This is a genomic window from Pseudomonas sp. SWRI99, from assembly GCF_014270125.1.
GTDB classification, from domain to species: Bacteria; Pseudomonadota; Gammaproteobacteria; order Pseudomonadales; family Pseudomonadaceae; genus Aquipseudomonas; species Aquipseudomonas hamedanensis.
Genome location: NZ_JABWQR010000002.1, coordinates 21,058 through 36,019 on the forward strand (window position 1 = coordinate 21,058; position 14,962 = coordinate 36,019).

Here is a 14,962-nt window from a genome sequence, read left to right on the forward strand (position 1 = left end):
TAAGGAGTTAACGACATGACTACTGCACTGACCGTACTCAATCTTGTACCGCCGAGAGTTCTTGAAGCTTATGGCTCAAACGGTGACCGTCTGAATTTTAATGACATCTATACCAGTCCTCACATCAATGTCCGAGTGCAATACGAAGGCATGGCTGATAGACACACTGTGCGTGTACGCAGCGCAACAGGCCGCTACACATATAACACTGAGACATTGACCGTCGGCACGTCCACCTACTTGAGTTTTCGAATTCCTCGACTCGAAGTCATCGATGCAATTGGTAGCGTTATGACCTGCAACTATAGCGTCCGCACGCTCGCTGGTGCACCGCTGATCATTTCCAAATCGTTGTCATTGCATATTGACCCACAGGATTTTGACCTCAGCGAACCAAGGCTTTCAGCAGACAGAAAAAACGTGACAGTCAAATTTCTTAACATGACCCGCGGCTATACCGTCAGAGTCAGATGGCACGGCGTGGTGGTACATGACACCGAAACCCAGCCGATTCTTAACGATTCTTCGATGAGCTTTGCCATCCCCCCCATATGGATTACGGAAAACCTCGGAAAAACCGTAGTGATAAACTACAGCCTTCATCAATCTGGCTCGAATGACAACTTGATGTTTTCGCGACTGTTGCGTATCGCGCTTTGAATGAGCCACGCGGCTATAAATGGCACAGAATGCAAAAGCGCTTGCAGGCTGTGCCGCTATTCTCGCAGAACGCAAAAAACAGCTTCAGTCACCGCCTTATCAGCGCCACCACTTGATCACTCTCGTGATAACTGAACGCCGAAATCGTATCGGGAGCCAGGTCCACTCTGATAACCGGAAGTACCTCGCCCGTCACATTGAAATAATCCTGCTGCATGTACTTTGCCCCCGTCACACCCGAACCACCGTCCTGACGCAGAAGATAGAAGAATGCGTAAAGCGGTAACTGCTTTGGAATATCTTGGGGCCACAGGGAGAGAATTACTTCATTATGTTGCGCCCTCTCATCATCCGGCGACTCAAAATTAGCTCGGGCTTCAAGGCTACTAGCAAACTGCTCAACAGCTGAAGTAAATCCACACTGATGCTTTGCTCGATTTAGATTCGACCCGGCCACCGAGTAAAAATGGGTTTTCCACTGACCCATAGTGTTAACACCTTCCTCTGGACAAGAGCGACTGCTCGTAGGATAAGACTCGTGTGGGCCGCAACCTCCTAAACCGTTTCGGTACCAACTAACACCATCGATGGGAAACGAGCACAGAAGGCTAATCGGATACGTCCCCAGTCGCTCAGCCGTTGCAAAATCCTTGAAAATAAACCCATGAAGATCTCCCCAAGCCAAGGTAGTAATCCCTAGGTCCTTACGCAGAAAGGAAAATGGAACGCCTTCTTTTTGAACTGCGGTGGGGCTGGGATTCCAGGAATGGTAGGAGGCTTTCGCACCGGTTGTACGGACAATGACACCGCTGCAATAATAGGCTGGCTTGCCGCTACAATTGTATGAAAAATTGTTATATCTACTATTCAGTCTTTCAGCGACCAATTGGCCGAACCGTTGCTCGCTTGCGTCATAAATAAATATGTCCCCGTTAGCTGCGAGCATATTGATTTTTACAACAGGTACAAACAAAGAGGTCTCAAGATAATAATCACGCTGAAACTTCTGGGCATCCACCAGCTTGGCGGGTGTCGCAGCATCATAAAACACCGCCTCGACAGGGAGTTTTTCAGGCATTTTTTCATCCCAGGTCTCAACCAAGACCTCGGTAGGTTTCGCCGCCCAAGTGGTATCAATCATATTGTGGACTTCTAGACCGGCCTTGAATTGAGTGGCGACCCTGGTACTTAACGAACATTGATTTTTTGGCAGTGAGCTGTGCTCTTGAAAGTTTTTCAACCAAGCCGCAGCTGTAACAGCAGGGACTGCCAACTTTGCGCAGTTCGCCAGATCCGTATCTGCGCCCTCGACCTTTGGCGCGAATCCACAGCCGTGGTCTGCCCGCTCATCCAGTGATTCGGTGGGAAAGGGAAAGATACATCGCAGGTTGACTGCTTTATCTTCGGCCAGCGCCGAAATCTGATCCTTGAGGATGAAACCGCTTTTCCTGTTGCCGTTCAATGTCGTACTGCCTACATCAGAACGTATATATGTGAACGCTACCGAACCCAGCGTCGTCGCCTTTGAACCATAATCCCAGAACTTGAAATAAGCACTGTAGTCCACTGCTCGCAACAGGATCCCGGAACAATGGTACGCGGGCGCGCCGTTCGAACATTGGGCGACATTGCTATTGAATCTGGCGTTCAAATCCGTCACCAATGCCTGACCGGACATGGCATGAACAGCAGTGGAAAAACCTATTATCAAAAAGAGAAAATATTTCATCTTCATACTTCGCCGAAAGGAAATCCAGCTCAAGTATGTTAGGTACATTTGATCGTTATCTACTGTCAGATCTGACAGTCCCGACGAATGGTTTTTACGCGTAAAGCAAAAGATCGCAGCCTTCGGCAGCTCCTACATCCGATCTCTGTAGGAGCTGCCGAAGGCTGCGATCTTTTGATCTTGCTTGCCACTTGAAGCTTGAAGCTCCTAGCTGCCTTTGTGCAGCTTGCGCATCAACTCCGCCTCAGCCTGGGTCAACCCGCACGACTGAGTCAGTTCATCGACGCTTGCGCCCATGCCCACCAGTTTCGCCGCCTGGGCGAATGACAGGCTCGACGGGTCGCGCTGTTCCAGCGCAACGATTTTGTCCGGCAACGGACTGACCACCGCACGCAGCTCGTGCAGCGCCTCGCCCATGCGCACATTACCGTTCTGGTAATCGTCGACACGCTTGGCCAGGTCCTTGATGCGCTGATCGCGCAGCGCATCGCCCTGGGCCTGTTGCGCAGCGATCACCCGCTGCGCCTTGATGTACGACACAAACATCGCCAGCGTGCCTGCCCAGAACAGGAACAGGACAATGACTGCAACCTCGAGAATCAAATCAGATGCTCTCCAGTTCCGACCATTCTTCTTCGCTCATCATCTTGTCCAGTTCGACCAGAATCAGCAGCTCGTTGTTCTTGTTGCACACGCCCTGGATGAACTTGGCCGATTCTTCGTTACCGACGTTCGGCGCGGTTTCGATTTCCGACTGACGCAGGTAAACCACTTCGGCCACGCTGTCGACCATGATACCGACGACTTGCTTGTCGGCTTCGATGATGACGATACGGGTGTTGTCACTGATCTCGCCGCTGTTCAGGCCGAAGCGCTGACGGGTGTCGATCACGGTGACCACGTTACCGCGCAGATTGATGATGCCCAGCACGTAGCTCGGCGCACCCGGCACCGGCGCGATCTCGGTGTAGCGCAGCACTTCCTGCACGCGCATCACGTTGATGCCGTAGGTTTCGTTATCCAGTTTGAAGGTCACCCATTGCAGGATCGGATCTTCAGAACCTTTTGCATTCGACGCCTGACTACTCATACCCTGACCCCTCGAAAAAACCGCTCTGAGCGGTGTGTGTTCTGTGTGGTGGCACTGAAAAATGCCATCGCCTGATTGTTATGTCGGCTGCTATGTCGGTTTATGTAGCGGCGTGTTGCCGCCCAGGTGCTTTGCCCCGCCGCTGGCGATCAACTCGGCCAGTGCGGCGACATCAAGCAATGCACACATGTGCTCAATCACGGTGCCGGCGAGCCATGGCCGCTGCCCCCGGTGACTTCTCCATTTGATTTCATTCGGATCCAGACGCAACGAGCGGCTGACCTGATGCACCGCCAGGCCCCACTCGTAACCTTGTACCGAAATCACGTATTGCAGGCCCTGACGGAAGTCATCGCGGTAACGATCGGGCATGACCCAGCGCGCTGTGTCCAGAACCTTCAGGTTGCCGGCCTGGCTCGGCAGAATCCCGAGGAACCACTCCGGCTGACCGAACAACGGCGTCAGCTCGTGGCCGGCCAGCGAATAGATCGAACCCAGGCACACCAGCGGCACGGCCAGGGTCAGCCCGGCGACGTCGAACAGCAGGCATTCGAAAGCTTCGGCAGCCCAGGCCGGACGGCCATCGGTTTCCACCGGTGGCGGCGGGTTGTTCGGTGGCAGGTGCACTTCGACCAGCGGCGGGACCAGAACCTGGGGTTCCGCTACTTGCGGCGCTGGTTCTGGCTCTGGTTCCGGCACGTTCAACAATTGCGTTTGCAGCAGCGGTGCCAGGGTCGACAGCGGCGCGCGCGGCTCATCAATCAGTGCAACCGGGGCTTTGGTTACGGGTGCCGGGACGGGCGCGGCAGCCGGACTGACAGTTTTCTGCGCGTCACGGGCCTGCTCTTCCAGCACGGCGGCCTGGAACTCGTCCATGGCCTCGGTGCTTTCGGCGATTGCGGGCTGCACCTCCTGCACGACTTGCGGCGGCGACTCGACCGGCAACGGCAGCGCTTCAGGCACGTCCTGCAGCAGGTCTTCCAGATAAGACTGCAAGGCCTGTTGCGGACGTGAAGTGAGTTTGACTGGGCGGTTCATCGGTCAATGGCGCCAGACAGGGGAACCGCGTTGTCCGCTTCGCGAGCAGGCTCGCTCCCACAGGGTTTGTGCAACGGGCAGATAGGCGATCGGATCGACATCATCTCAAGCCACCTGCTGGACAAGCTGCTGCGCGAGCAGGTGCTTGAGCAGCGCACGATAGGCCAGCACGCCACGGCTCTTGCCGTCGAATTGCGAAGGCGTGACACCGGCACGGCTGGCGTCGCGCAGACGGGTATCGACCGGGATGTAGCCGTGCCAGATGTCGTCAGGGAATTTATCGCGCAACACCCGCAAGGTGCCCATCGAGGCCTGGGTGCGGCGATCGAACAGGGTCGGCACGATGCTGAACGGCAGTGCCTGTTTGCGCGAGCGGTTGATCATCGCCAAGGTGTTGACCATGCGCTCCAGGCCTTTGACGGCCAGGTGTTCGGTCTGCACCGGGATCACCAGTTGCTGGCTCGCGGCCAGGGCGTTGACCATCAGCACGCCGAGCAACGGCGGGCTGTCGATGATCGCGTAATCGAAGTCCTGCCACAGCTGCGCCAGACTCTTGGCGATCACCAGGCCCAGGCCGCTCTGCCCCGGCGACTGCCGCTCAAGGGTCGCCAGTGCGGTGCTTGATGGCAGCAGGGAAATGCGTTCGTCGCTGGTCGACAACAGCAACTGCCCCGGCAGGCCTTGCGGCACGCTGCCCTTGTGCAGAAACAGGTCGTAGTTGCTGTGTTCCAGGCTGTCGGGGTCGTAGCCGAAATAGCTGGTCATCGAGCCGTGCGGGTCGAGATCGACCACAACCACGCGCTTGCCCGCCTCCGCCAGCAACCCGGCTAAAGCGATGGAAGAGGTGGTTTTACCGACCCCACCCTTTTGATTGGCGACTGCCCAGACTCTCATTCGGTTCTTTCCTCCCGGCCGATATGCTCGACCGAGACATGGCTCAGCGTGTTAATGCGGGTGACGGAGAATTGACGGCACTCTCGCGTCCCGGCGTCTTGACCGGGGTCGGTGCAGTTTGTGTGCCAGCACGCTTCAACGCGGCGTCCGGTTGCGCATTGGCGGTTCCGGTGCCGGTGAGGCTGCGGCGCACGTCGAGATTACGCGACACCACCAGCACCACGCGACGGTTCTTCGCCCGGCCTTCAACCGTGGCGTTATTCGCCACTGGCTGGAATTCGCCGTAGCCCACCGACGCCAGTCGACCAGGATTGACGCCCTGCATCGCCAGCATGCGCACGATGCTTGCCGAACGCGCCGAGGATAGCTCCCAGTTGGTCGGGTACTGCGCGGTGCGGATCGGCTGATCGTCGGTGAAGCCTTCGACGTGGATCGGGTTATCGAAAGGCTTGAGGATCGCCGCGACCTTGTCGATGATGCTGAAAGCGATGTCGCTCGGCATGGCGTCGCCGCTGCCGAACAACAGGCTGGAGTTGAGTTCGATCTCGACCCACAACTCGTTGCCACGCACGGTCATCTGGTTGGAGCTGATCAAGTCGCCGAATGCAGCACTGATGTCGTCAGCGATGCTTTTCAGCGGATCGCTGGCGCCGGCGATACCGGCGTCGACTTGCTCGGCATCCTTGACCAACGGCTTGGCCGGGGTCACGGTTTTCGGCCGCTCCTCGCCAATCGGAATCGGCTTGAGCGCGCGATCGGAGTCGGTAAACACGCCGATCAGCGCTTCGGAAATGACTTTGTACTTGCCTTCGTTGATCGACGAAATCGAGTACATCACCACGAAGAACGCGAACAGCAAGGTGATGAAATCCGCGTAGGACACGAGCCAGCGCTCGTGATTGACGTGTTCTTCCTGGTGGCGACGACGAGCCATGAGGTTATTCCCTTAGTCCATGAAGCCTTGCAGCTTCAACTCAATGGAACGAGGGTTTTCACCTTCGGCGATCGACAGAATTCCTTCCAGCAACATTTCGCGATAACGCGACTGCCGCAACGCGATGGACTTGAGCTTGGCCGCCACCGGCAACAGGATCAGGTTGGCACTGGCCACGCCATAGATGGTTGCGACGAAGGCCACGGCAATGCCGCTGCCCAGTTGCGACGGATCGGCGAGGTTGCCCATCACGTGAATCAGGCCCATCACCGCACCGATGATGCCGATGGTCGGCGCGTAGCCGCCCATGCTTTCGAAGACTTTGGCCGCTTCGATGTCGCGGGCTTCCTGGGTGTAGAAATCCACTTCGAGAATGCTGCGGATCGCTTCCGGCTCGGCGCCATCAACCAGCAGTTGCAGGCCCTTGCGCGAGTAGCTGTCGGGCTCGGCATCGGCCACCCCTTCCAGACCGAGCAAACCTTCCTTGCGCGCCGTCAGACTCCAATTGACCACGCGTTCGATGCCGCCGGCCAGGTCCACACGCGGCGGAAAGAAGATCCAGGCGAGAATCTGCATGGCGCGCTTGAACGCGCTCATTGGCGATTGCAGCAGCGCGGCGCCGACGGTGCCGCCGATCACGATCAGCGCCGCCGGGCCGTTGGCCAGCGCGCCGAGGTGACCGCCTTCCAGGTAGTTGCCGCCGATGATGGCGACGAACGCCATGATGATGCCGATGAGGCTGAGAACATCCATCAGAGACACGCCTCGACAATGTGCTTGCCGATATCGTCGAGGCTGTACACCGCGTCGGCGAGATCGGCTTTAACGATGGCCATCGGCATGCCGTAAATCACGCAGCTGGCTTCATCCTGCGCCCACACCGCGCTGCCGCCCTGCTTGAGCAGACGCGCGCCTTCGCGGCCGTCGGCGCCCATACCGGTCAGCACCACCGCCAGAACCTTGTCGCCGTAGGATTTCGCCGCCGAACCGAAAGTGATGTCCACGCACGGCTTGTAATTCAGACGTTCGTCACCCGGCAGGATTTTCACCGCGCCACGGCCGTCGATCATCATCTGCTTGCCACCCGGCGCCAGCAGCGCCAGGCCCGGACGCAGAATGTCGCCGTCCTCGGCTTCCTTGACGCTGATGCGGCAGAGCTTGTCGAGACGCTCGGCAAAAGCCTTGGTGAACGCCGCCGGCATGTGCTGGATCAGCACGATCGGCGCCGGGAAGTTGGCCGGCAATTGCGTCAGTACGCGTTGCAGCGCGACCGGGCCGCCGGTTGATGTACCGATGGCAACCAGTTTGTAGGCTTTGCGTTTTGGTGCTGACGACGAAGCGCTGGCAGCCGAGGCACGCGCCGGAGCTGGCGCCGGTGCCGGACGTGTCGGAACAGGGTTGCTGTGGCTGCTGTAGCTCGGCGCTGCTGGCGCGGACGTCGGTGCTGGCGCGGCGGCAGGTGCCGGGGCGCTGTAGGCACTGAAACGACGGTTGCTGCGCGAGATGCTGTGGACTTTCTCGCACAGCAATTGCTTGACCTTCTCGGGGTTGCGCGAGATGTCTTCGAAATTCTTTGGCAGGAAATCCACCGCGCCGGCGTCCAGCGCATCGAGGGTGACTCGGGCGCCTTCGTGGGTCAGCGAGGAGAACATCAACACCGGGGTCGGGCAGCGCTGCATGATGTGCCGCACCGCCGTGATGCCGTCCATCATCGGCATCTCGTAGTCCATGGTGATCACGTCCGGCTTGAGCGCCAGGGCCTGATCGATCGCCTCTTTACCGTTGGTTGCGGTGCCGACCACCTGGATGCTCGGATCCGCTGAAAGAATTTCCGAGACGCGGCGGCGGAAAAAACCCGAATCGTCCACCACCAGGACTTTGACTGCCATAAACACTCCATTAGGTGCGGCGCGGCGTTATCGCCGCACGGCCCCGGATTCAAATACGCTTTGTGGCGTAACGCTTGAGCATGCTTGGAACATCGAGAATCAACGCAATGCGGCCGTCACCGGTAATGGTGGCGCCGGACATGCCCGGAGTCCCCTGGAGCATCTTGCCCAATGGCTTGATGACCACTTCCTCCTGGCCGACCAGTTGATCGACGACGAAGCCGATCCGCTGAGTGCCCACCGAAAGGATCACCACATGGCCTTCACGCTGCTCTTCGTGAGCGGCGGAGCTGACCAGCCAGCGCTTGAGGTAGAACAATGGCAGCGCCTTGTCGCGCACGATCACCACTTCCTGACCGTCGACGACGTTGGTGGTCGACAGGTCGAGGTGGAAGATTTCGTTGACGTTGACCAGCGGGAACGCGAACGCCTGATTGCCGAGCATGACCATCAGCGTCGGCATGATCGCCAGGGTCAGCGGCACCTTGATAACGATCTTCGAGCCCTGGCCCTTGGTCGAGTAGATGTTGATCGAACCGTTGAGCTGGGAAATCTTGGTCTTCACCACGTCCATGCCGACACCACGACCGGACACGTCGGAGATCTCGGTCTTGGTCGAGAAACCCGGGGCGAAAATCAGGTTGTAGCACTCGGTATCGCTCAGGCGATCGGCCGCGTCCTTGTCCATCACACCGCGTTTTACCGCGATCGAACGCAGGACGTTCGGGTCCATGCCTTTGCCGTCGTCGGAGATCGACAGCAGAATATGGTCGCCTTCCTGCTCGGCCGCCAGCACCACACGACCGCCACGGGCCTTGCCCGACGCTTCGCGTTCTTCCGGCGACTCGATGCCGTGGTCGACGGCGTTGCGCACCAAGTGGACCAGCGGGTCGGCCAGGGCCTCGACAAGGTTTTTGTCGAGGTCGGTTTCTTCACCGACCAGTTCCAGGTTGATCTCTTTCTTGAGCTGACGCGCGAGGTCGCGAACCAGACGCGGGAAGCGCCCGAAGACCTTCTTGATCGGCTGCATCCGCGTCTTCATCACGGCGGTCTGCAAGTCAGCCGTGACCACGTCGAGGTTCGACACGGCCTTGGACATGGCTTCGTCGCCGCTGTTGAGGCCCAGGCGCACCAGACGGTTACGCACCAGTACCAGCTCGCCGACCATGTTCATGATTTCGTCGAGACGCGCGGTATCGACGCGCACGGTGGTTTCGGCTTCACTGGCCGGTTTTTCTGCCGGGGCAGCGGCTGGCGCGCGGGCCGGCGCCGGGGCAGCAGCGGCCGGCTTCGGCGCTTCGGCCTTCGGCTCAGGCTTGGCGGCAGGTTTCGGCACAGCAGCGGCAGCAGCCGGTGCTTTGGCAGCCGGCGCGGCAACGCTCGATGCGGAGCCGGCAGTCGCAGCCCCGGCGTCAAACTTGCCTTTGCCGTGCAATTCGTCGAGCAGCGATTCGAATTCGTGATCGCTGATCAGATCGCTGCCGGCAGCCGCGGCTTTCGGTGCGGCAGGCGCAGGGGCCGAGGCAATCGCCGATTCCAGCGCGTCGACGGCGAAGTTGCCCTTGCCATGCAACTGATCAAGCAGTGCTTCGAATTCGTCGTCGGTGATGTCCGAGCTGTCGCCCTTGGCAGGTGCTGTCGGAGCCGCTGCCGCCGGGGCCACCGCATCGACGGCGAACTGGCCTTTTCCGTGCAGTTGATCAAGCAGCGATTCAAACTCGGCATCGGTAATTTCATCGCTGGCCGCTTGCGCAGCAACCGGCGCAACAACAGCCGCCGGAGCCTCGGCCTGGGCCTTGACGGCATTCAGCGAGTCCAGCAGTTGTTCGAATTCGTTGTCAGTGATGTCGCCCGAGTCGCCTTCTACGACCAGCTCTTCGATCATCTCGGCCACCGGCGAAGCCGGGGCTTCATCGGCCGTTTGCGGCTCGGCCAGACGTGCCAGCGCGGCCAACAATTCTGGCGTTGCGGCCGTAATCGGTGCGCGCTCACGGACTTCGCTGAACATGCTGTTCACCGCGTCCAGTGCTTCGAGTACAACGTCCATCAGTTCTGCATCAACGCGACGCTCACCCTTGCGCAGGATGTCGAACACGTTTTCGGCGATGTGACAGCACTCCACCAGCTCATTGAGCTGAAGGAAGCCGGCGCCCCCTTTTACAGTGTGGAAACCGCGAAAAATTGCATTGAGCAGATCTGCATCATCCGGACGGCTTTCCAGCTCGACCAGTTGTTCGGACAGTTGCTCAAGAATCTCGCCGGCCTCAACCAGGAAATCCTGAAGGATCTCTTCATCGGCGCCGAAGCTCATTAATGGGGTGCTCCTAACAGGTCTAAAAACCTAAAACATCAAAATCCAAGACTGGATAGCAAATCGTCCACATCGTCCTGACCGGACACAACGTCTTCTCGTTTATCGGCATGAATCTGCGGACCTTCACCCTGCGAGAGATGTTTTTGTGGATCTTTTTCGGCGAGCATTGCGGCGCGGTCATGTTCGATGCCCGCAAAGCGGTCGACCTGACTGGCCATGAGCACGAGTTTGAGCAGATTGCTTTCGACTTCGGTGACCAGTTGGGTCACGCGCTTGATCACCTGACCGGTGAGGTCCTGGTAATCCTGGGCCAGCAGGATGTCGTTGAGATTGCTCGACACCGCACGGTTGTCCGTGCTGCTGCGTGACAGAAAACCGTCGACCCGGCGCGCCAGTTCGCGGAACTCTTCAGCCCCGACCTCGCGACGCATGAAGCGACCCCAATCGGCACTCAACGTCTGCGCTTCATCCGCCAGACTGTTGACCACCGGCGTGGCGCTTTCCACCAGATCCATGGTGCGGTTGGCCGCGGCCTCCGTCAGCTTGACCACATAGCCCAGGCGTTCGGTGGCGTCGGTGATTTGCGACACTTCCTCGGCCTGCGGCATGTGCGGATCGATCTGGAAATTGACGATCGCACTGTGCAGTTCACGTGTGAGCTTGCCCACTTCCTGATACAGGCCGCGGTCACGGGTCTGATTGAGCTCATGGATCAGTTGCACCGCGTCGCCGAACCTGCCTTTTTCAAGGCTTTCGACCAGTTCGACCGCGTGTTTTTTCAGGGTCGATTCAAAATCGCCCTGTGAAGATTCGTTATGCTCCATAGCTCCCCCGCGCATTCATCAGCCGATGCGTTCGAAAATCTTCTCGATTTTGTCTTTCAGCGCCTGAGCCGTGAAAGGTTTGACCACGTAACCGTTCACGCCGGCCTGAGCGGCCTCGATGATCTGCTCGCGCTTGGCTTCAGCAGTCACCATCAACACGGGGAGATGCTTGAGTTTTTCATCGGCACGCACGTGACGCAGCAGGTCGATACCGGTCATGCCCGGCATGTTCCAGTCCGTTACCAGAAAGTCGATGCTGCCGCTGTTGAGCACCGGAATGGCGGTGGTGCCATCGTCGGCCTCGACGGTGTTGGTGAACCCAAGATCGCGCAGCAGGTTCTTGATGATCCGCCGCATCGTTGAGAAGTCATCAACGATGAGGATTTTCATGTCTTTGTTCAATTCGACCTCCAAGCAGTCTTAAACGCGCCCAGCACCTGGACGCGCCACTTCAATCAATCGGCATAGCACTCGAAGTTTGTCTGGAACACAACAGATCGAGACCGGCGCCGTTCATCACCGCACCAGCCTCGTTTCGCAGTGTCCCCACACTGCCTTCAGCGCGCTCGCCACTCCCCTAAACGCCCCCGCAAACGGGCCGCGCACTGGCTGTGTAACTGGCTGACCCGCGATTCACTGACGCCAAGGACTTCACCGATCTCCTTGAGGTTCAGCTCTTCGTCGTAGTACAGCGCCAACACCAGTCGCTCACGCTCCGGCAAATTGGCAATCGCGTCCGCCAGCGCCGCCTGGAAGCGTTCATCTTCCAGATCGCGTGACGGCTCCATATGAGCACTGGCGCCATCCTCATGCAGCCCTTCGTGTTCGCCGTCCTGCAAGAGGTCGTCGAAACTGAACAGGCGGCTGCCCAAGGTGTCATTCAGAATCCCGTAATAATCGTCGAGACTCAATTGGAGTTCGGCCGCAACCTCGTGATCTTTAGCATCACGGCCGGTTTTAGCTTCAATTGAGCGAATCGCGTCGCTGACCATACGGGTATTACGGTGAACCGAGCGTGGCGCCCAGTCCCCTTTGCGCACTTCGTCGAGCATCGCGCCGCGGATTCGAATGCCCGCGTACGTTTCGAAACTGGCGCCCTTGCTGGCGTCGTATTTGGTCGAGACTTCAAGCAGGCCGATCATTCCGGCCTGGATCAGGTCTTCCACCTGAACACTGGCCGGCAATCGCGCCAGCAAGTGGTAGGCAATGCGTTTGACCAGTGGCGCGTAACGCTCGATCAACTCGTACTGCGCGTCACGCGCCGACTTCTTGTACAGATTCATGCCACTGGCGGTCATAACACGGGCCCTGCGGTTTGCTGCACGAGGCGCTCGACGAAAAATTCGAGGTGGCCTCGCGGGTTGGCCGGCAACGGCCAGGTGTCGACTTTCTGCGCGATCGCCTTGAAGGCCAGGGCGCACTTGGAACGCGGAAACGCTTCGTAGACCGCACGCTGCTTCTGCACGGCCTTGCGCACGCTTTCGTCATAAGGCACGGCGCCGACGTATTGTAGGGCGACGTCAAGAAAGCGGTCCGTGACCTTGGTCAACTTGGCGAACAGGTTGCGCCCTTCCTGCGGGCTCTGCGCCATGTTGGCCAGGACGCGGAAGCGGTTCATGCCGTAATCGCGGTTGAGTAATTTGATCAGTGCGTAGGCGTCGGTGATCGAGGTCGGCTCGTCGCAGACCACCAGCAGCACTTCCTGGGCGGCGCGGACGAAACTGACGACTGAGTCACCGATACCGGCAGCGGTGTCGATCACCAGCACGTCGAGATTGTCGCCGATGTCGCTGAACGCCTGAATCAGGCCGGCATGTTGCGCCGGGCTCAGGTGCACCATGCTCTGGGTGCCGGAGGCGGCCGGCACGATGCGGATCCCGCCTGGCCCCTGCAACAGCACGTCGCGCAGTTCGCAACGGCCTTCGATCACATCGGCCAGCGTGCGCTTGGGTGTCAGCCCCAGCAGGACGTCGACGTTCGCCAGGCCCAGGTCGGCGTCCAGCAGCATGACCCGACGGCCAAGCTCTGCCAGCGCCAGCGACAAGTTCACTGACACGTTAGTCTTGCCGACGCCACCTTTGCCGCCGGTCACCGCGATCACCTGTACGGGATGCATGCTGCCCATGTTATTTCTTTACCTTGTCTTGCATAGACGGAGGCCACATTACTGGCTGCGCGTTCCGGATCGGAACAATGCGTGGCAGACCATCGATGTAGGTACAAAAACTGTTCATGAATACCTCAGCCAACCTGCTTGGTCGGGCTGTGATAGATATCAGCGAACATGTCAGCCATGGCTTCTTCGCTGGGTTCTTCCTGCATTTGCACGCTGACGGCACGGCTGACCAATTGATGACGGCGCGGCAGATGCAGATCATCCGGAATCCGTGGGCCATCGGTCAGGTACGCGACCGGCAATTCATGACTGATCGCCAGGCTCAACACTTCACCAAGACTGGCCGTTTCATCCAGTTTAGTCAGAATGCAGCCGGCCAGCCCGCAACGCTTGTAGCTGTGATAAGCGGCCGTTAGAACCTGTTTCTGGCTGGTGGTTGCCAATACCAGATAATTTTTTGAGCGAATGCCACGCCCGGCCAGGCTCTCAAGCTGCATGCGCAACGCCGGATCACTGGCTTGCAGACCTGCAGTATCGATCAAAACCACGCGTTTGCGCAGCAATGGATCCAAAGCCTGAACCAGCGACTGACCCGGATCGACGTGGGTCACTGGCACGTTGAGGATGCGGCCGAGAGTTTTCAACTGTTCCTGCGCGCCGATGCGGAAGCTGTCCATGCTCACCAGCGCGACGTTCTGCGCGCCGTACTTGAGCACGTAGCGTGCGGCGAGTTTGGCCAGCGTGGTGGTCTTGCCCATGCCCGCAGGGCCTACCATCGCAATCACCCCGCCCTCTTCCAGCGGCTCGACTTCCGGCACGGCAATCATCCGTGCCAGGTGCGCCAGCAGCATGCGCCAGGCCTGACGCGGTTCTTCGATATCGGTGATCATTGCCAGCAGGTCGCGGGACAACGGACCGGACAGACCGATGCGCTGCAAGCGGCGATACAGATTGGCCTGGGCCGGACGGCTGCCTTGCAACTGATTCCAGGCCAGTGTGCCGAGCTGCACTTCCATCAACTCGCGCAGGCTGTTCAGCTCAAAACGCATCGAATCCAGCGCACGCGGATCAACCCCGGCGGAGGCTTGTGCAGGCGCCGGAGCAGGACGCGCCGGTGCGGCGTAGGTCGGCTCGCTCAGCGGCTCGGCAGCGGTCAGCGGCAGGCCCGCCGTCAAAGGCAGCCCGGCGAACAACTGACGATTGGTGTTGCCGTCGGCTTCGCCGCGCATGCTCAATTCGGCCTGGGCGGTGACGATGCGCGACTGGGTCTTGCGCAACTCGTCTTCGAGTTCCATGTTCGGCACCCGCGGCGTCAGTGCCGAGAGTTTGTAATCCAGCGCCGCCGTCAGCTCGACGCCGCCGGCGATGCGGCGGTTGCCAATGATGGCGGCATCAGCGCCCAGCTCATCACGAACCAGCTTCATGGCCTGACGCATATCGGCGGCGAAAAAACGCTTAACTTGCATAAACCACT

General features: G+C 59.0%; 15 protein-coding genes. 1 reads left to right on the forward strand and 14 read right to left on the reverse strand.

Annotated features, from left to right (window positions below; translation table 11 throughout):
* Positions 1-15: 15 nt before the first annotated feature.
* On the forward strand, positions 16-660 hold the full coding sequence (locus HU743_RS01725) for a hypothetical protein (protein ID WP_186646488.1): 645 nt from the start codon (positions 16-18) through the stop codon (positions 658-660).
* An 88-nt stretch (positions 661-748) separates the two neighbouring features.
* Here the strand turns inward: HU743_RS01725 and HU743_RS01730 are convergent, their stop codons facing one another.
* The 14 genes from HU743_RS01730 to flhF form a co-directional block, all read right to left on the reverse strand.
* Positions 749-2,389: a hypothetical protein gene (locus tag HU743_RS01730; RefSeq protein ID WP_186646490.1), complete on the reverse strand. Its 1,641-nt coding sequence runs from the start codon at positions 2,387-2,389 to the stop codon at positions 749-751.
* Positions 2,390-2,596: 207 nt separating this feature from the next.
* A complete protein-coding gene (locus HU743_RS01735; protein WP_137216006.1) occupies positions 2,597-2,992 on the reverse strand; it encodes a DUF2802 domain-containing protein in 396 nt (131 codons plus the stop codon).
* A 1-nt stretch (position 2,993) separates the two neighbouring features.
* The gene (locus tag HU743_RS01740) at positions 2,994-3,479 is read right to left on the reverse strand and encodes a chemotaxis protein CheW (RefSeq protein ID WP_186552045.1); all 486 of its coding nucleotides are present in this window, start codon (positions 3,477-3,479) and stop codon (positions 2,994-2,996) included.
* Between the two features lie 90 nt (positions 3,480-3,569).
* On the reverse strand, positions 3,570-4,517 hold the full coding sequence (locus HU743_RS01745) for a CheW domain-containing protein (protein WP_186646492.1): 948 nt from the start codon (positions 4,515-4,517) through the stop codon (positions 3,570-3,572).
* A gap of 105 nt (positions 4,518-4,622) precedes the next feature.
* On the reverse strand, positions 4,623-5,411 hold the full coding sequence (locus HU743_RS01750; protein WP_186646494.1) for a ParA family protein: 789 nt from the start codon (positions 5,409-5,411) through the stop codon (positions 4,623-4,625).
* Positions 5,412-5,454: 43 nt separating this feature from the next.
* Positions 5,455-6,345 carry a flagellar motor protein MotD gene (motD, locus tag HU743_RS01755; protein WP_186552042.1) on the reverse strand — a complete coding sequence of 297 codons (891 nt, stop codon included), beginning with the start codon at positions 6,343-6,345 and terminating at the stop codon, positions 5,455-5,457.
* A gap of 12 nt (positions 6,346-6,357) precedes the next feature.
* On the reverse strand, positions 6,358-7,098 hold the full coding sequence (locus HU743_RS01760; RefSeq protein ID WP_186646497.1) for a flagellar motor protein: 741 nt from the start codon (positions 7,096-7,098) through the stop codon (positions 6,358-6,360).
* On the reverse strand, positions 7,098-8,234 hold the full coding sequence (locus tag HU743_RS01765) for a chemotaxis response regulator protein-glutamate methylesterase (protein ID WP_186646499.1): 1,137 nt from the start codon (positions 8,232-8,234) through the stop codon (positions 7,098-7,100). Before HU743_RS01765 ends, HU743_RS01760 begins: the two co-directional genes overlap by 1 nt.
* 49 nt (positions 8,235-8,283) lie before the next feature.
* Positions 8,284-10,545: a chemotaxis protein CheA gene (locus tag HU743_RS01770; RefSeq protein ID WP_186646501.1), complete on the reverse strand. Its 2,262-nt coding sequence runs from the start codon at positions 10,543-10,545 to the stop codon at positions 8,284-8,286.
* Positions 10,546-10,583: 38 nt separating this feature from the next.
* Entirely contained in the window at positions 10,584-11,372 is a 789-nt protein-coding gene (locus tag HU743_RS01775) for a protein phosphatase CheZ (protein ID WP_042607546.1), read from the reverse strand.
* A gap of 18 nt (positions 11,373-11,390) precedes the next feature.
* Positions 11,391-11,762, reverse strand: a complete 372-nt coding sequence (locus HU743_RS01780; protein ID WP_024012118.1) for a chemotaxis response regulator CheY — start codon at positions 11,760-11,762, stop codon at positions 11,391-11,393.
* A 167-nt stretch (positions 11,763-11,929) separates the two neighbouring features.
* A complete protein-coding gene (gene fliA, locus HU743_RS01785; RefSeq protein ID WP_016771059.1) occupies positions 11,930-12,670 on the reverse strand; it encodes an RNA polymerase sigma factor FliA in 741 nt (246 codons plus the stop codon).
* The gene (fleN, locus tag HU743_RS01790; RefSeq protein WP_003222917.1) at positions 12,667-13,497 is read right to left on the reverse strand and encodes a flagellar synthesis regulator FleN; all 831 of its coding nucleotides are present in this window, start codon (positions 13,495-13,497) and stop codon (positions 12,667-12,669) included. The genes fliA and fleN overlap by 4 nt, the downstream gene beginning before the upstream one ends.
* A gap of 116 nt (positions 13,498-13,613) precedes the next feature.
* Positions 13,614-14,954 (reverse strand): flagellar biosynthesis protein FlhF, encoded by a 1,341-nt coding sequence (gene flhF / locus HU743_RS01795; protein WP_186552038.1) that lies wholly within the window; start codon positions 14,952-14,954, stop codon positions 13,614-13,616.
* Positions 14,955-14,962: the final 8 nt, after the last annotated feature.